The 17,050-nt window shown below is 57.8% G+C and carries 15 protein-coding genes; 4 read left to right on the forward strand and 11 right to left on the reverse strand.

Features of this window, described 5'->3' with window-relative positions; all coding sequences use genetic code 11:
* Nucleotides 1–27: 27 nt before the first annotated feature.
* The 8 genes from GHO32_RS12870 to GHO32_RS12905 form a co-directional block, all read right to left on the reverse strand.
* Nucleotides 28–450, reverse strand: coding sequence for a GNAT family N-acetyltransferase (locus GHO32_RS12870; RefSeq protein ID WP_153334735.1), 423 nt, complete (start codon nucleotides 448–450; stop codon nucleotides 28–30).
* Nucleotides 443–1,609 carry a cupin domain-containing protein gene (locus tag GHO32_RS12875; protein ID WP_048368546.1) on the reverse strand — a complete coding sequence of 389 codons (1,167 nt, stop codon included), beginning with the start codon at nucleotides 1,607–1,609 and terminating at the stop codon, nucleotides 443–445. Before GHO32_RS12875 ends, GHO32_RS12870 begins: the two co-directional genes overlap by 8 nt.
* Before the next feature lie 83 nt (nucleotides 1,610–1,692).
* Complete coding sequence (purB, locus tag GHO32_RS12880; RefSeq protein ID WP_153334736.1) at nucleotides 1,693–3,063, reverse strand: adenylosuccinate lyase; 1,371 nt, start codon at nucleotides 3,061–3,063, stop codon at nucleotides 1,693–1,695.
* A 128-nt stretch (nucleotides 3,064–3,191) separates the two neighbouring features.
* Nucleotides 3,192–3,815, reverse strand: a complete 624-nt coding sequence (hflD, locus tag GHO32_RS12885; protein ID WP_048368544.1) for a high frequency lysogenization protein HflD — start codon at nucleotides 3,813–3,815, stop codon at nucleotides 3,192–3,194.
* Nucleotides 3,812–4,945, reverse strand: a complete 1,134-nt coding sequence (gene mnmA / locus GHO32_RS12890; protein WP_048368543.1) for a tRNA 2-thiouridine(34) synthase MnmA — start codon at nucleotides 4,943–4,945, stop codon at nucleotides 3,812–3,814. The genes hflD and mnmA overlap by 4 nt, the downstream gene beginning before the upstream one ends.
* A 59-nt stretch (nucleotides 4,946–5,004) precedes the next feature.
* Complete coding sequence (locus GHO32_RS12895) at nucleotides 5,005–5,451, reverse strand: NUDIX hydrolase (RefSeq protein ID WP_153334737.1); 447 nt, start codon at nucleotides 5,449–5,451, stop codon at nucleotides 5,005–5,007.
* A gap of 193 nt (nucleotides 5,452–5,644) precedes the next feature.
* Entirely contained in the window at nucleotides 5,645–7,870 is a 2,226-nt protein-coding gene (locus tag GHO32_RS12900; protein WP_123750413.1) for an NADP-dependent isocitrate dehydrogenase, read from the reverse strand.
* Nucleotides 7,871–8,332: 462 nt separating this feature from the next.
* On the reverse strand, nucleotides 8,333–8,611 hold the full coding sequence (locus GHO32_RS12905; RefSeq protein ID WP_123750414.1) for a cold shock domain-containing protein: 279 nt from the start codon (nucleotides 8,609–8,611) through the stop codon (nucleotides 8,333–8,335).
* Nucleotides 8,612–8,836: 225 nt separating this feature from the next.
* Here GHO32_RS12905 and clpS point away from each other — a divergent pair, with 225 nt between their 5' ends.
* On the forward strand, nucleotides 8,837–9,199 hold the full coding sequence (gene clpS, locus GHO32_RS12910) for an ATP-dependent Clp protease adapter ClpS (RefSeq protein WP_048368539.1): 363 nt from the start codon (nucleotides 8,837–8,839) through the stop codon (nucleotides 9,197–9,199).
* Nucleotides 9,200–9,228: 29 nt separating this feature from the next.
* Entirely contained in the window at nucleotides 9,229–11,499 is a 2,271-nt protein-coding gene (clpA, locus tag GHO32_RS12915; RefSeq protein WP_153334738.1) for an ATP-dependent Clp protease ATP-binding subunit ClpA, read from the forward strand.
* A 284-nt stretch (nucleotides 11,500–11,783) separates the two neighbouring features.
* On the opposite strand, the gene infA is transcribed toward clpA, so the two are convergent.
* From infA to aat, 3 genes are all read right to left on the reverse strand, one after another.
* Complete coding sequence (infA, locus tag GHO32_RS12920; protein WP_002553999.1) at nucleotides 11,784–12,002, reverse strand: translation initiation factor IF-1; 219 nt, start codon at nucleotides 12,000–12,002, stop codon at nucleotides 11,784–11,786.
* Nucleotides 12,003–12,101: 99 nt separating this feature from the next.
* Nucleotides 12,102–12,809, reverse strand: a complete 708-nt coding sequence (locus GHO32_RS12925; protein WP_153334739.1) for an arginyltransferase — start codon at nucleotides 12,807–12,809, stop codon at nucleotides 12,102–12,104.
* 58 nt (nucleotides 12,810–12,867) lie between these two features.
* Complete coding sequence (aat, locus tag GHO32_RS12930) at nucleotides 12,868–13,545, reverse strand: leucyl/phenylalanyl-tRNA--protein transferase (protein WP_153334740.1); 678 nt, start codon at nucleotides 13,543–13,545, stop codon at nucleotides 12,868–12,870.
* 373 nt (nucleotides 13,546–13,918) lie between these two features.
* Here aat and GHO32_RS12935 point away from each other — a divergent pair, with 373 nt between their 5' ends.
* Both GHO32_RS12935 and lolA read left to right on the forward strand, forming a co-directional pair.
* Nucleotides 13,919–16,363 (forward strand): DNA translocase FtsK, encoded by a 2,445-nt coding sequence (locus GHO32_RS12935; protein ID WP_371924449.1) that lies wholly within the window; start codon nucleotides 13,919–13,921, stop codon nucleotides 16,361–16,363.
* A 52-nt stretch (nucleotides 16,364–16,415) separates the two neighbouring features.
* A complete protein-coding gene (lolA, locus tag GHO32_RS12940) occupies nucleotides 16,416–17,039 on the forward strand; it encodes an outer membrane lipoprotein chaperone LolA (protein WP_153334742.1) in 624 nt (207 codons plus the stop codon).
* Nucleotides 17,040–17,050 lie beyond the last annotated feature (11 nt).

The raw sequence follows: 17,050 nt of genomic DNA on the forward strand, positions 1-17,050 counted from the left end.
CCGCTCCCACAAGGGTGGGCGTAGTGGTTAGCTAACGCGTTCCATATCAACGTGCGGAATGCCTGCTTCGAGGAATTCGTCGCTGACGATTTTGAAACCCAGGCGCTCATAGAACGGCGTTGCGTGCACTTGCGCGCTGAGCTGCTGCTTTTTGAGGCCGCGTTTTTCAGCTTCGCTGATCGCGGCCTGCATCAAGGCGTCGCCCACTTTGAGGCCGCGCCAGTCTTTGAGGACAGACACTCGTCCAATGTGGCCGTCCGGCAGCAGCCGGGCAGTACCAATCGGGAAATCGTCCTCATAAGCCAGAAAATGCACGGCATCTGCGTCGTCTGCGTCCCATTCCAGTTCGGGCGGGACTTGTTGTTCGGCAATAAACACCGTCTCACGAATGCGTCGAATATCGGAGTTGTCCTTTTTCCAGTCGGCGACACTTACGTGAGTCTTATTCATCAGCAAACCCCAGGCTTCCTTGTTTAACCAGCTCGAAGAGCAGGTTGCTTGCGTCTTCATCGGCCAGCCATGGGCCGAGGTTATCACTGTGCAGGGCGTCGGCCGCGCAAATCATTTTCAACAACTCGCGCAGTTTACCCGGCAACAGACGGCTTTGGCCGCTGGCGAACAACAGCAGGTCTTCGTCCACTTCGGACCAGGCCAGGCGGGCGCTCGGGTTACGGATCAGAATAGCGCCCTGTTCCAGGCTGTCGATCAGCTCTGGCTCTTCGAGTTCCGGGCCGACCACGAGTTCCGGGTAGCGTGGCTCGGTCATGAACTGGCCGAACCAGGTCAGCAGCATGCGCTCGTCGCTCATGTGCTCGGTCAGCAGGTTTTTAAGGCGGCCCAGAGCGTCGTGCTGGATCTGGTGCGGATCGCTTACAGGCTGCGCGTCGGCATCGGTGTAGCGGTCTTCGTCCGGCAGGTACTGGCTCAGGAAGTCCGTGAAGTGGGTCAGTACTTCGGCTGCGCTTGGGGCACGGAAACCGACCGAGTAGGTCAGGCAGTCATCCACGGCAACGCCGCAGTGGGCCAGGCGTGGCGGCAGGTAGAGCATGTCGCCGGGTTCCAGGGTCCACTCATCGGTGGCCTCGAACTCAGCCAGAATTCGCAGGTCGGCATGTTCCAGCAGCTTGCTGTCGGCGTCGCACATCTGGCCGATCTGCCAGTGGCGCTTGCCGTGGCCTTGCAGCAGGAATACGTCGTAGTTATCGAAGTGCGGACCGACGCTGCCGCCCGGGGCTGCATAGCTGATCATCACGTCGTCGATGCGCCAGCTTGGCAGGAAGCGGAAGTTTTCCAGCAATTCACCGACTTCCGGGACGAACTGGTCAACGGCTTGAACCAGCAGGGTCCACTCGCGTTCTGGCAGTTTGCCGAATTCGTCTTCTGCGAACGGGCCGCGGCGCAGTTCCCATGGGCGCTCGCCGTGCTCGATGATCAGGCGCGATTCGACTTCTTCTTCCAATGCCAGACCGGCCAGTTCGTCGGCATCGATCGGGCTTTCGAAGTCAGGAATTGCCTGGCGGATCAGCAGTGGTTTTTTCTGCCAGTAGTCGCGCATGAACTCGCGCGCCGTGATGCCGCCCAGAAGTTGAAGAGGAGTATCAGGATTCATGTGTAACCTATTGAAAAAATGCGCTTTGTAATCAGGAATAAAAACGCCCGGCACGGCCGGGCGTTAATAGGTCGTTGCAGCGATCAGATACGCTTGGCTTGCTCGATCGCGTTGCCAATGTAGTTGGCAGGCGTCAGCAGCTTCAGCTCGGCCTTGGCCGCTTCCGGCATTTCAAGGCCGTCGATGAACGTTTGCAGTGCTTCAGGGCTGATGCCCTTGCCGCGCGTCAGCTCTTTGAGCTTCTCGTACGGGTTTTCAATGTTGTAGCGACGCATCACGGTCTGGATCGGCTCAGCCAATACTTCCCAGCACGCGTCCAGGTCAGCAGCGATTTTTTGAGCGTTCAGCTCAAGCTTGCTGATGCCTTTGAGGCTGGCTTCGTACGCGATCACGCTGTGGGCGAAGCCGACACCGAGGTTGCGCAGTACGGTGGAGTCGGTCAGGTCGCGCTGCCAGCGGGAGATTGGCAATTTGCTGGCCAGATGCTGGAACAAGGCGTTAGCGATACCCAGGTTGCCTTCGGAGTTTTCGAAGTCGATCGGGTTGACCTTGTGCGGCATGGTCGACGAACCGATTTCGCCTGCGATGGTGCGCTGCTTGAAGTAGCCCAGGGAGATATAGCCCCAGATATCGCGGTCGAAGTCGATCAGGATGGTGTTGAAGCGCGCAATGGCGTCAAACAGCTCAGCAATGTAGTCGTGCGGTTCGATTTGCGTGGTGTACGGGTTGAAGCCCAGGCCCAACTCGTCTTCGATGAAGGCGCGGGCGTTGGCTTCCCAGTCGATCTGCGGGTAGGCCGACAGGTGGGCGTTGTAGTTGCCGACAGCGCCGTTGATTTTGCCCAGCAGCGGTACCGCAGCGACTTGAGCGATTTGACGCTCCAGACGGTACACCACGTTGGCCAGTTCTTTGCCCAGGGTAGTAGGCGAAGCCGGTTGGCCGTGGGTGCGCGACAGCATTGGCACGTCAGCGAAACGGATGGCCAGTTCGCGGATGGCTTGGGCGGTCTGGCGCATCAGCGGCAGCATCACGTCATCACGGCCTTCACGCAGCATCAGGGCGTGGGACAGGTTGTTGATGTCCTCGCTGGTGCAGGCAAAGTGGATGAACTCACTGACGTTGGCCAGCTCAGGCAGCTTGGCGGCCTGTTCCTTGAGCAGGTACTCAATGGCTTTAACGTCGTGGTTGGTGGTGCGCTCGATCTCTTTGACACGCTCGGCGTGCTCCAGAGAGAAGTTTTCGGCCAGTTCATTCAGAACGGCGTTGGCTTCGGCGGAGAAGGCCGGGACTTCAGGGATGGCAGCGTGAGCAGCCAGGCGCTGGAGCCAGCGAACTTCAACCAGAACGCGAGCACGGATCAGGCCGTACTCGCTGAAAATTGGGCGCAGGGCCTGGGTTTTGCCGGCGTAGCGGCCGTCAACAGGGGAAACCGCAGTGAGCGAAGAGAGCTGCATGGGGTGTTCTCGGACAGTCGGGCAACGAAATGGGGCGCGTATCATACATGAAAAAAACAGCCGGTCCGCTGCCAACTGACCGGCGTCTTACGCGTAACGAGGTTGCAACGTGTTGGTACTGGCGTGTTTCAGTTGCCGCGCAGCATCGGATAAAGCTCTTTGAGCAGCTTGCGGCGGCTAAAAACCAGCTGCCAGCGATGACCGCCCAATTGGCGCCACAGCCGCGCAGAACGAATGCCGGCCAGCAGTAGTGCGCGAATCTTTGCTGCATTGTTCGGTTGCTGCAGGTTGCGCATGTCACCGTGAACCTGGATGCGCTGGCGCAGGGTACTCAGGGTGTCCTGATACAGTCCGCCGCAGGCCGCCACCACGTTTTCGTGGGCGGGGCCGAAATGCTCAACCTGGGACTGGATTTGCGGCAGGCGCTTGCCAATCAGCTCAAGCATGTCATCGCGCTTGGCCAGTTGACGCTCAAGCCCCAGCATCGACAGGGCGTAGCGCAGCGGTTCGCGCTGCAAGGTGTTCGGGTCGCGCTCAAGGGCGCCAATCAGTGCCCGATAGCCTTCGCGCAGGTTGCTGTCGTCACCGCCATAGACCTCAAGGGTGTCCTTGGGGTCGCGTACCAGCAGGCTGCCCAGCATGCAGGCCAGGTCGGCTTCGCTGATCTGGCCGGTCTTGGCGATCTTGTCGACCAGCACCGCGGCAAAAAACACGCCGCCCAGGGCTACCAGTTGCTCCTGAATCGGGTTCATGCGCGGTGGCCCTTGCTGGTCCACGGCTCGGCCACTTCGATCACGCCGCCGCCCAGGCACACTTCACCGTCGTAAAACACCACGGACTGGCCGGGGGTGACCGCGCGTTGCGGGTCGTCGAAGGTGGCGCGATAGCCAGTAGCGGTTTTTTCAAGGGTGCACGGCTGGTCACTCTGGCGATAGCGGACCTTGGCGGTCAGGCGCAGCGGGCTGCTCAGGTCGATCGGGTTGACCCAATAGATCTCTGAGGCGAGCAGGGCGCGGGAGAACAGCCACGGGTGGTCATTGCCCTGGCCAACGATCAGTTCGTTGTGCTCAAGGTCTTTGATCAGCACGTACCACGGCTCGTCACTGGCGTCTTTGAGGCCGCCGATGCCCAGGCCCTGGCGCTGGCCGATGGTGTGGTACATCAGGCCGTGGTGGCGGCCGATCACTTCACCTTCGGTGGTTTTGATTTCACCCGGCTGCGCGGGCAGGTACTGCTTGAGGAAGTCGCTGAAGCGGCGCTCGCCAATAAAGCAGATACCCGTGGAGTCTTTCTTTTTGGCGGTGGCCAGGCCGTGTTTTTCGGCGATGCGGCGCACTTCCGGTTTTTCCAGTTCGCCCACCGGGAACAAGGTCTTGGCAATCTGCTCGCCACCGACGGCATGCAGGAAGTAGCTTTGATCCTTGTTCGGGTCGAGGCCCTTGAGCAGCTCTGTGCGGCCGTCAATGTCGCGACGGCGCACGTAGTGGCCGGTAGCGATCAGATCTGCGCCGAGCATCAGGGCGTAGTCGAGGAACGCCTTGAACTTGATTTCGCGGTTGCACAGGATGTCCGGGTTGGGCGTGCGCCCGGCCTTGTATTCGGCCAGGAAGTGCTCAAAGACGTTGTCCCAGTACTCGGCGGCAAAGTTGGCAGTGTGTAGCTTTATGCCAATTTTGTCGCACACGGCCTGGGCGTCAGCCAGGTCATCCATGGCGGTGCAGTAATCCGTTCCGTCGTCTTCCTCCCAGTTCTTCATGAACAGGCCTTCCACCTGATAGCCCTGCTCCATGAGCAGAACGGCGGAAACGGAAGAGTCTACACCGCCGGACATGCCGACGATGACGCGCTGTTGTTCGGGGGCGACTAAGGCTGGATCACGCATAGGGTTTCAATGAGTGCCTTGAAAAAGGACGCGATTCTATCAGGCCCGAGCGCTCAAGGCTAAACCGAAGGGCGGATTAACGTAAGGTCGAACAGTTGACCGCTCAGATAATCGTCGATGCACTGCAGGCTCAGCTCGCTGCGCCAGCGCTGGCGTTGCGCTATTAGCTCATCGCGGGTCAGCCATTGCGGGCCGATGATGCCGGTGTCCAGGGTGTATTCGGGGTGATGTTTGACGGCTTTGCCGGCAAAGCATACGCGCTGATACGTCACGCCGTTGCTCGGGGCGGTGTAAAGGTAAATGCCGATGACCCCGGTCAGTTCGACGTCGTAGCCGGTTTCTTCGAGGGTTTCGCGGATCGCTGCTTCAATCAGGGTTTCGTTCGGGTCCAGGTGCCCGGCGGGCTGGTTGAGCACGGCGCGCTCGCCGCTGTATTCCTCAACCATCAAAAAACGGCCATTGTCTTCGATGACCGTGGCGACGGTGATGTGGGGTTTCCATTCCATGTGAGGGTCTCGGTTTATTGGTGGATGCATATCCCCTGTGGGAGCGGGCTTGCTCGCGATGCAGGCGCTTCAGTCTGTGCTTTTTACGCGCTGATGCTATCGCGAGCAAGCCCGCTCCCACAGGGTTTGTATGGCCCGTAAAAACACAAACCCCGGCGTCGTGGGCCGGGGTCTGTGCTGTTGCCTGTTGCTCTTACACCAGGGAAGCGATGATCGCGTTCAGCGTGGCGCTAGGGCGCATGACGGTGCTCACCTTGTCGGCGTCGGCGTGGTAGTAACCACCGATGTCGACAGGCTTGCCCTGCACGGCGTTGAGTTCTGCAACGATTTTTGCCTCGTTCTCGGTCATGGCTTTTGCCACTGGGGCAAACAGGGCTTGCAGCTCTTTGTCTTCAGTTTGCGCCGCCAGGGCTTGAGCCCAGTACAGCGCCAGGTAGAAGTGGCTGCCGCGGTTGTCGATGTTGCCGACTTTACGCGATGGCGATTTGTTGTTGTCGAGGAACTGGCCAGTGGCCTGGTCCAGGGTTTTGGCCAACACCAACGCTTTTGCGTTGTTGTAGGTGGTGCCCAGGTGCTCCAGGGAAGCAGCCAGTGCCAGGAACTCACCCAGCGAGTCCCAGCGCAGGAAGTTTTCTTCCAGCAGTTGTTGCACGTGCTTGGGTGCCGAACCGCCTGCGCCCGTTTCGAACAGGCCGCCGCCATTCATCAGCGGGACGATCGAGAGCATTTTGGCGCTGGTGCCCAGTTCCATGATCGGGAACAGGTCAGTCAGGTAGTCGCGCAGTACGTTACCGGTTACCGAGATGGTGTCCAGGCCGGCACGGGTGCGTTCCAGGGTGAACTTCATGGCGTCTACAGGCGACATGATGCGAATGTCCAGACCGCTGGTGTCGTGATCTTTCAGGTAGGTTTCAACCTTCTTGATCATCTGTGCGTCGTGGGCACGCTTAGGGTCCAGCCAGAATACAGCCGGGGTGTTGCTGGCGCGGGAGCGGTTAACGGCCAGTTTGACCCAGTCGCGGATTGGCGCGTCTTTGGCCTGGCACATGCGCCAGATGTCGCCTTCCTCAACCTTTTGTTCCATCAGCACGTTGCCGTTGCTGTCGGTTACCCGAACAACGCCAGGGGTTTTGATCTGGAAGGTTTTGTCGTGCGAGCCGTACTCTTCGGCTTTTTGCGCCATCAGGCCAACGTTTGGCACGCTGCCCATGGTGGTTGGATCGAAAGCGCCGTGCTTTTTGCAGTCTTCGATCGTGGCCTGGTAGATGGTTGCGTAGCAGCGATCCGGGATGATGGCCTTGGTGTCTTGCAGTTGGCCTTCGGTGTTCCACATCTTGCCGGAATCACGAATCATCGCTGGCATCGAGGCGTCAACAATCACGTCGCTTGGTACGTGCAGGTTGGTGATGCCTTTGTCAGAGTTGACCATCGCCAGAGCAGGGCGGTTGGCGTAGACAGCCTGGATGTCAGCTTCGATTTCAGCTTGCTTCTCGGCTGGCAGTGCCTTGATACGGGCGTACAGGTCGCCAATACCGTTGTTCAGGTTGAAACCGATTTCTTTCAGGACGTCAGCGTGTTTGGCCAGCGCGTCCTTGTAGAACTCAGCCACGATCTGGCCAAACATGATCGGGTCGGAAACCTTCATCATGGTGGCTTTCAAGTGAACCGAGAACAGTACGCCTTGTTTTTTGGCGTCTTCGATTTCGGCCGCTACGAACTTGCGCAGGGCATTTTTGCTCATGACGGAGCAATCGATGATCTCGCCGGCTTGTACGGCGGTTTTTTCCTTCAGGACGGTGGTGGTGCCGTCTTGAGCGATCAGTTCGATTTTAACGCTGTCCGGGGCTTCGATCAGGGCCGCTTTTTCGCTGCCGTAGAAGTCGCCTTCGCTCATGTGAGCCACGTGAGACTTGGAGTCTGCAGCCCAGGCGCCCATTTTGTGCGGGTGCTTGCGAGCGTAGTTTTTAACCGACAGCGGGGCGCGGCGGTCTGAGTTGCCTTCGCGCAATACCGGGTTTACGGCGCTGCCCATGACTTTGCTGTAACGCGCCTTGATGTCTTTCTCGGCGTCAGTGGTCGCGGTGTCCGGGTAGTCAGGGATGTTGAAGCCCTGTGCTTGCAGTTCCTTGATGGCAGCTTGCAGCTGAGGAACCGAGGCGCTGATGTTAGGCAGCTTGATGATGTTGGCTTCAGGGGTAACAGCCAGGGCGCCCAGTTCGGCGAGGTGGTCTGCTACGGCCTTGTCACCCAATTGCTCGGGGAAGCTGGCGAGGATGCGGCCTGCCAAAGAGATGTCGCGCGTCTCAACGTCAATATCAGCGCTGGCGGTGAAAGCCTCGATGATAGGCAGCAGTGAATAGGTGGCGAGCGCCGGAGCTTCGTCGGTGAAGGTGTAGATGATCTTCGAACGGTTGGGCATTTCGGATTAACTCTCTTCTTTGCTGAGCGTGCTCAGATACTCGAGATGCGCAGGGTAGGCGCTTTCGTACACAGTGAACAATGAGCCGAAAGTCGAGGTTCTTCGCTGTGATGTGAATGCATCAGTAGAGCGTCAAGCGGTCGAGCCGGGGTAACGGCTCAGCCTTTCTAGGCCTGAAAGACTCATTCCAGTAGGTGTTGCTGAGTGACTCCGTGGTCACCGGCGCAGTATACATAGGTCACTAAGGTTGCTGCGAGGGGGGTGGCCTAACACAAATCATCAATTGGTCTAAGAACCTGCGGCAAAATGCCCTTGGTTTTGGCCTGATGCGCCCGTGGTTACGGGGTTTTTCTGGGGTTTTGAAGGTGGGATGCGCACGTGCATGGCGGTAAGTGCAATAAAAAAACGGCCGATTCGTGTGTGAGAATCGGCCGTTCTTCATGACGGGCTGTGCTCGCGGGCTCAGACCGACAGGCGGGTGGCCCCTGATGCAGTCACGGGTGGTGGCGTCAGCACCTTGGCGTCGGTGATTGCCACAGCGTGCAGGCCTTTTGGCCCTTGAATGATTTCAAAGCTGACAGGCTGGCCTGCTTTTAGCGTTTTGTAGCCGTCCATCTGAATGGCGGAAAAATGGGCGAAGAAGTCGATTGGATGTCCATGCTCGTCGATGCCTTCCTTGGCTTCCGTATTGATAAAGCCGAAGCCTTTGGCGTTGTTAAACCACTTGACCTTGCCTTGCATACTCATCTCCCTCTGCTGCAAACAACTCCATCACTGGAGTATCATCCAGTTCACTCGCGCAGAAACCACGAAATATGGTTGACTGCACGGACCTTTATTACCCACTGTGGGTTCTATTGGTTGTAACACCGTTTTACCGATAGTCAAGGTCACGCGGCGGCGCAGTTGAAATTTGCTACGTCTGCCTCCATCACTGTAATCGATCAAAGACGAACCTTTCTTTCCATGCATGCAATCAGCCAGATTCGACTAACATCCAATCATGATCAGCCCGATTATGATGACGAAGATTCCGCTGGCTTGGCTGTGCAAGAGGCTAAGCCTGCGCTTCAGGCGCCGCCGATGTACAAGGTGGTTTTGTTCAACGATGACTACACACCCATGGATTTCGTTGTCGAAGTGCTTGAGGTGTTTTTTAACTTGAATCGCGAATTGGCGACCAAGGTCATGCTGGCCGTTCATACAGAAGGACGGGCAGTGTGCGGCATCTTTACCCGCGACATCGCCGAGACCAAGGCGGCGCAGGTAAACCAGTACGCACGCGAAAGCCAGCATCCGCTACTCTGTGAAATCGAGAAGGACGGTTAACGCCGACCACTTGGGTATGAGGTGAAGCCATGTTAAATCGCGAGCTCGAAGTCACCCTCAATCTGGCCTTCAAGGAAGCACGCTCAAAGCGTCATGAGTTCATGACGGTCGAGCACCTCCTTCTAGCGCTTCTGGATAATGAGGCGGCCGCAACCGTTCTACGCGCCTGTGGCGCAAACCTCGACAAACTCAAGCATGACCTGCAAGAGTTTATTGATTCCACCACCCCCCTGATCCCTGTCCACGACGAAGACCGTGAAACTCAGCCAACCCTGGGTTTTCAACGGGTCTTGCAGCGCGCTGTGTTCCACGTACAAAGCTCCGGCAAACGTGAAGTCACCGGCGCCAATGTGCTGGTAGCGATTTTCAGTGAGCAAGAAAGCCAGGCGGTGTTCTTTCTCAAGCAACAGAGTGTTGCCCGCATCGATGTGGTCAACTTCATCGCGCACGGGATTTCCAAAGTGCCGGGCCATGGCGATCACGCTGAAAACGAGAACGAAATGCAGGATGAAGAGGGCGGTGAGTCGTCGTCTTCAAGCAATCCTCTGGATGCTTACGCCAGCAACCTGAATGAGCTGGCCCGCCAGGGCCGGATTGATCCGCTGGTGGGGCGTGAAAACGAAGTTGAGCGCGTTGCGCAGATTCTGGCGCGTCGCCGTAAAAACAACCCGCTGCTGGTAGGCGAGGCAGGCGTGGGTAAAACCGCGATTGCCGAAGGCCTGGCCAAGCGCATCGTTGATAACCAGGTGCCGGACCTGCTGGCCAACAGCATCGTTTATTCGCTGGACCTGGGTGCCTTGCTGGCCGGCACCAAGTACCGCGGCGATTTCGAGAAGCGCTTCAAGGCGTTGCTCGGCGAGCTGAAAAAACGTCCGCAGGCCATTTTGTTCATCGACGAGATCCACACCATTATTGGTGCGGGCGCGGCGTCCGGTGGCGTAATGGACGCTTCCAACCTGCTCAAGCCCCTGCTGTCCTCGGGTGAGATCCGTTGCATTGGTTCGACCACGTTCCAGGAATTTCGCGGGATCTTTGAAAAAGACCGTGCCCTGGCGCGACGCTTCCAGAAAGTCGACGTGTCCGAACCTTCGGTTGAAGACACCATCGGTATTCTGCGCGGCCTTAAAGGGCGTTTCGAGCAGCATCACGGTATTGAATACACTGATGAGGCCCTGCGTGCGGCGGCCGAGCTGGCGTCACGCTACATCAATGACCGGCACATGCCGGACAAAGCCATTGACGTGATCGACGAGGCGGGGGCGTATCAGCGCCTGCAGCCGGTTGAAAAACGCGCCCAGCGCATCGATGTGCAGCAGGTCGAAGACATCGTGGCGAAAATCGCCCGTATTCCGCCTAAGAGCGTCTCCAGCTCCGATAAAGAGCTGCTGCGTAACCTTGAGCGCGACCTTAAGTTGACGGTGTTTGGCCAGGATGCGGCGATTGACTCCTTGTCGACGGCCATCAAGCTGTCGCGTGCCGGCCTCAAGTCGCCAGACAAGCCTGTCGGTTCGTTCCTGTTCGCAGGCCCGACCGGTGTGGGTAAAACCGAAGCTGCGCGCCAGTTGTCCAAGGCGCTGGGTGTTGAGCTGATTCGCTTTGATATGTCCGAGTACATGGAGCGCCACACCGTATCGCGTCTGATCGGTGCGCCTCCAGGCTATGTCGGGTTTGATCAGGGCGGCCTGCTCACCGAAGCCATCACCAAGCAACCGCACTGCGTTCTGCTGCTGGATGAAATCGAGAAGGCGCACCCTGAGGTCTTCAACTTGCTGCTGCAGGTCATGGACCACGGCACGCTGACCGACAACAACGGGCGCAAGGCTGACTTCCGTAACGTGATCATCATCATGACCACCAACGCGGGTGCAGAGACGGCTTCGCGGGCATCGATCGGCTTTACCTTGCAGGATCACGCCACCGATGCAATGGAAGTGATCAAGAAGAGCTTCACCCCTGAGTTCCGCAACCGTCTGGACACCATCATTCAATTTGGTCGCCTCAGCCATGAAGTGATCAAACACGTGGTGGACAAGTTCCTCACCGAGTTGCAAGTGCAGTTGGAAGACAAGCACGTGCAACTGGTGGTGACCGATGCCGCGCGCGGCTGGTTGGCGGCTGGCGGTTACGACGTGACAATGGGCGCCCGCCCGATGGCGCGTCTGATTCAGGACAAAATCAAGCGCCCACTGGCTGAAGAGATTCTCTTTGGTGAGCTGGCCGATCATGGCGGCGTGGTTAACATCGACCTCAAAGACGGCGAGCTGATCTTCGAGTTTGAAACAGACGTTGAAATGGCTTGATGTGACCGTGAAATAAAAAAGCGCCGAAAGGCGCTTTTTTTATAGGTAAACCCTGTAGGGCTGCCGCCTCGTCTTCGACGCCGCGCTGTCGCGTAGCAAGCAGGCCGGCGAGTATCTTCAGCATCCCCCAATCGGTTCCCTCTCCTGCGGGAGAGGGCTAGGGTGAGGGGGGCTTAGATCAAGAGATCGCGAGGCAAGCTCGCTCCTACAGTCAGGGCTGGCGTTGGGCATATCGCAGGCAAACAAAAACGCCCGGCAGAGCCGGGCGTCTTGTATTGACTTGATTAACGAGCGCGGTAAGTGATGCGCCCTTTGCTCAAGTCATAGGGCGTCAGTTCGACGCGCACTTTGTCACCGGTAAGAATACGAATGTAGTTCTTGCGCATCTTGCCGGAAATATGCGCGGTTACGACGTGCCCATTTTCCAACTCCACACGAAACATGGTGTTGGGCAGGGTGTCGACGACAGTGCCTTCCATTTCGAAGCTGTCTTCTTTCGACATGCAGTAAAGCCCTCGGTGTCCAGTGAATGGCCCGGTGCAACTGCGCCAGGCAAAAGCGGCGTGCATTGTGCCCGAAAAGTAGGGTTTAAGCCAAGGGGTTCAGTAAAGAGTGCTCCATCTCTGATTAATCAGCAGCTCAATGGGCCGATATTCAGTCTTGTAATTCATCTTTTTGCAGTTCTTGATCCAGTACCCGAGGTACAGCGCATTCAGCCCCAGGCGGCGGGTTTCGGCAATTTGCCAGAGAATTCCGTAGCGGCCCAGGCTGCGGCGCTCTTCGTCAGGCTCGTAGAACGTATACACCGCCGACAAGCCATTAGGCAGCACGTCAGTGACCGCCACGGCCAGTAACCGTCCGTCGAGGCGAAACTCGTAGAACGTCGAGAACGGCAAGTCGCGCACCAGAAACGTCGAAAATTGCTCACGGCTTGGCGGGTACATGTCGCCGTCCGCGTGCCGTTGCTCAATGTAGCGCTTGTAGAGGGCGAAGTACTCATCGCTAAAGCCGGGCTTGGCGGCTTTGACCTGGAGGTCGGCATTGCGTTTGAGAATACGCTTTTGCTGGCGGTTGGGGATAAACGTCTGTACCGGGATGCGCGCAGGCGTACACGCATCGCATTTCACGCAATGGGGTCGATAAAGGTGGTCGCCACTGCGACGAAAGCCCATTTCGGACAAGTCGGCATAGACCTGCACATCCATCGGCTGGCTGGGATCGAGGAACAGCGTGGTCGCCTGTTCATCGGGCAGGTAGCTGCAAACGTGAGGTTGAGTGGCATAAAACTTCAAGCGCGCCAGCTCGGTCATGATGGGCCCTCAGGGAAATCTTTGAATTAAGTGTAAGCCAGCCAGCAAAACTCGCCTATCAAACCCACTCTGCGTTTGTAGGTAGATCGAGATGTTTGTGTAGGTAGTCGGCGAATTGTTGCCGTGGAATTGAGCGGGCGCCCAGGCTTTCGAGGTGATTGGTTGGCATCTGGCAGTCAATCAGCACAAAGCCCCAGGCCTTCAAATGACTGACCAGCGTCGCAAAGCCCACTTTTGAGGCGTTGTCTGCGCGGCTGAACATGGACTCGCCAAAAAACAATTGACCCATCGCCAAGCCGTACAAGCCGCCGACCAGTGTGTCGTTGTCCCAGACTTCTACCGAGTGCGCGTGGCCGCGTGCGTGAAGCTCGATGTAGGCATCTTGCATTTTTTCGGTAATCCACGTGCCGTCGGCATAGCTTCGCGGTTCGGCGCAGGCTCGAATAACCCCTTCGAAGTCGCGGTCGAACGTCACGTGGTAACGTTGCTGGCGCAATAGTTTTGCCAGGCTGCGTGAGACATGCAGCTCATGCGGGAATAACACCGTGCGCGGGTCTGGCGACCACCAGAGTATCGGCTGGCCTTCGGAAAACCACGGGAAGCAGCCATGGCGATAGGCCTGGATCAGCCGGTCAGGGGACAGATCGCCGCCGGCGGCGAGCAAGCCATTGGGTTCGCGCATGGCCGTTGTCAGTGGCGGGAATGTCAGGGTGTCGCGTTTTAACCAGGTCAGCATGGCAATCGGTCTTACAGAAGAGGGGAGGGGGGCTGCAACTCTGTCGCGTTGCCGCGGTCTGAGTCGAGCAGGTCCGTGGCTGTCGTGGCAGTGCTATAAGTCTTTGTCACAAAAGGCAATGCATGCTCAAATTGGCGGCTCTCGTGCAGGCGCATGGTGATTGCGCCCGGCGCTGGCGTCAGCGTGGCATCCACGGCTTAAACCCGTACAATGGCCCGCCTGTTTGAGCTGTTCTAAACTGCACAACATTCGCCTCACTCCCTGGCGGGCTGGTCTTGGGGTGACGAGTCATATTACAAGGCTGTGTGCAAGGCTAGTCCAGTTTCATGTCTGAACTTGTCACCTGCTCGAATTGAGCAGTATTTTGCAGTCAATCAATTGTTGGGCGCGCCACAGGCGCAGGAAAAGACGCGTTTTGAAGAAATCCACAGCAGCACCTAAAACAGTTCCACTCTGGCGTCAGCAATTGCACTACCGGCTCAAGGAAGGTGCACTGCTCGCTATTGGCGCTCTATGCCTGTTCATGATGATGGCCTTGCTCACCTACGGTAAGGACGATCCCGGTTGGAGCCACAACAGCCGCGTGGTAGATGTGCAGAACTTTGGCGGGCCTGCGGGCGCCTACAGTGCGGACATCCTGTTCATGGTGCTCGGCTATTTTGCCTACATCTTTCCGCTGCTGCTGGCGATCAAGGCGTATCAGATCTTCCGCGAGCGGCACCAGCCGTGGCAGTGGAGCGGCCTGCTGTTTTCGTGGCGGCTGGTCGGCCTGATCTTCCTGGTGCTCTCGGGTGCCGCGCTGGCGCACATTCACTTCCACTCGGCCATTGGTTTGCCCGCCGGTGCTGGCGGTGCGCTGGGCGAAAGCCTGGGTGACCTGGCGAAGAACGCGCTTAACATCCAAGGCAGCACCTTGCTGCTGATCGCCTTGTTCCTGTTCGGTTTGACTGTTTTTACCGATTTGTCGTGGTTCAAGGTTATGGACGTGACCGGCAAAATCACCCTCGACTTATTTGAGTTGATTCAGGGCGCCGCGAATCGCTGGTGGTCTGACCGTAACGAACGCAAGCAACTGGTTGCACAATTGCGTGAAGTCGACACCCGGGTTAACGAAGTGGTCGCCCCAAGCGTTCCCGACAAGCGTGAACAGGCCAAGGCCAAAGAACGTCTGATTGAGCGTGAGCAAGCGCTGACCAAGCACATGACCGAGCGTGAAAAACACGTGCCGGCCGTGATTACCCCGGCACCGGCCAAAGCGCCGGAGCCGAGCAAGCGTGTGCAAAAAGAGAAACAAGTGCCGCTGTTTGTCGACAGCGCAGTTGAAGGCACTTTGCCTCCGATCTCGATTTTGGACCCGGCCGAGAAGAAGCAGCTCAACTATTCCCCTGAATCCCTGGCGGCTGTAGGCCATTTGCTTGAGATCAAACTCAAGGAATTCGGCGTCGAGGTGACGGTGGACTCGATTCACCCGGGCCCGGTCATTACCCGTTACGAAATCCAGCCAGCGGCCGGGGTCAAGGTCAGCCGTATCGCCAACCTGGCCAAAGACCTGGCACGTTCGCTGGCCGTGACCAGCGTGCGGGTGGTTGAGGTGATTCCGGGTAAAACCACGGTGGGCATCGAGATCCCCAACGAAGATCGCCAGATCGTGCGCTTCTCCGAAGTGCTGTCGACCCCTGAGTTCGATGACGCCAAATCGCCGGTTACCTTGGCCTTGGGTCATGACATCGGCGGCAAGGCGGTGATCACCGACCTGGCAAAAATGCCGCACTTGTTGGTGGCCGGTACCACCGGTTCCGGTAAATCGGTGGGCGTGAACGCGATGATCCTGTCGATCCTGTTCAAGTCGGGCCCGGAAGACGCCAAGCTGATCATGATCGACCCGAAAATGCTTGAGCTGTCGATCTACGAAGGCATTCCGCATTTGCTCTGCCCGGTTGTAACCGACATGAAAGACGCGGCCAACGCCCTGCGCTGGAGCGTTGCCGAGATGGAGCGCCGCTACAAGCTGATGGCCAAGATGGGCGTGCGTAACCTGGCCGGTTTCAACCAGAAGATCAAAGATGCCGAAGCGGCGGGTGAGCCAATCAGCGACCCGCTGTACAAGCGCGAAAGCATCCATGACGAAGCGCCGCTGCTGACCAAACTGCCGACCATCGTGGTGGTGGTCGACGAATTTGCCGACATGATGATGATCGTCGGCAAAAAGGTCGAAGAACTGATTGCCCGTATTGCCCAGAAAGCGCGGGCTGCCGGGATCCACTTGATCCTCGCGACCCAGCGTCCATCGGTGGACGTGATCACCGGTCTGATCAAGGCCAACATCCCGACCCGTATGGCGTTCCAGGTATCGAGCAAAATTGACTCGCGGACCATCATCGATCAGGGCGGCGCCGAACAACTGCTGGGTCACGGTGACATGCTCTACATGCCGCCAGGCACCAGCTTGCCGATTCGGGTGCACGGTGCGTTCGTGTCTGACGAAGAAGTACACCGTGTGGTTGAAGCCTGGAAACAGCGTGGTACACCGGACTACAACGATGACATCCTGGCGGGTGTCGAAGAGCCGGGCAGCGGCTTTGATGGCGGCAGCAGTGAAGGCGGCGATGACGCTGAAACCGACGCGCTGTACGACGAGGCTGTGCAGTTCGTGCTCGAAAGCCGTCGCGCTTCGATCTCTGCGGTTCAACGCAAACTGAAGATCGGCTACAACCGCGCGGCACGCATGATCGAGTCCATGGAAATGGCCGGGGTCGTGACCGCAATGAATACCAACGGCTCGCGCGAAGTGATAGCGCCGGCTCCAATGCGCGACTGATCTGCTCGCAGGTAATCTGCAAGCAGGGTTTAACTAATCAATGAGGATTTCCATGCGTTTTGTCAGCATGTTGTTGCTACCGGTTTTGGCGTTGACTGCCTTTTCCGCCAGTGCCGCTCCGGCGGATGTACAGAGCCTGACCAACCTTCTGGAACGGTCGAAAACGTTGACGGCCAATTTTTCTCAGTTGACCCTGGATGGTGGCGGGACACAGCTCCAGGACACTAAAGGGCAAATGGCCTTACAGCGTCCGGGGCTGTTCTACTGGCACACTGATGCGCCGAATGAGCAGACCATGGTTTCCGATGGCCAGAAAGTCACCTTGTGGGACCCGGACCTCGAGCAAGTCACCATCAAGAAGCTTGATCAGCGTCTGACCCAGACCCCGGCCTTGTTGCTCTCGGGTGATGTCTCAAAAATCAGCGAAAGTTTTGACATCACCTCCAAGCAGTCGGGTGAGGTGATCGACTTCACGCTCAAGCCAAAAACCAAAGACACCTTGTTTGACTCGCTGAACCTGTCGTTTCGCAATGGCCTGATCAATAACATGCGTCTGGTTGATAGCGTGGGTCAGCGCACTGACCTGCTGTTCACCGGGGTCAAGGCCAACGAGCCGATCCCGGCGTCCAAATTCAAGTTCGATATCCCGAAAGGGGCTGATGTCATCCAGGAATAAGCCCTGGACGA

The sequence above is a fragment of the Pseudomonas sp. FSL R10-2189 genome, assembly GCF_009600325.1.
Taxonomy (GTDB): domain Bacteria; phylum Pseudomonadota; class Gammaproteobacteria; order Pseudomonadales; family Pseudomonadaceae; genus Aquipseudomonas; species Aquipseudomonas helleri.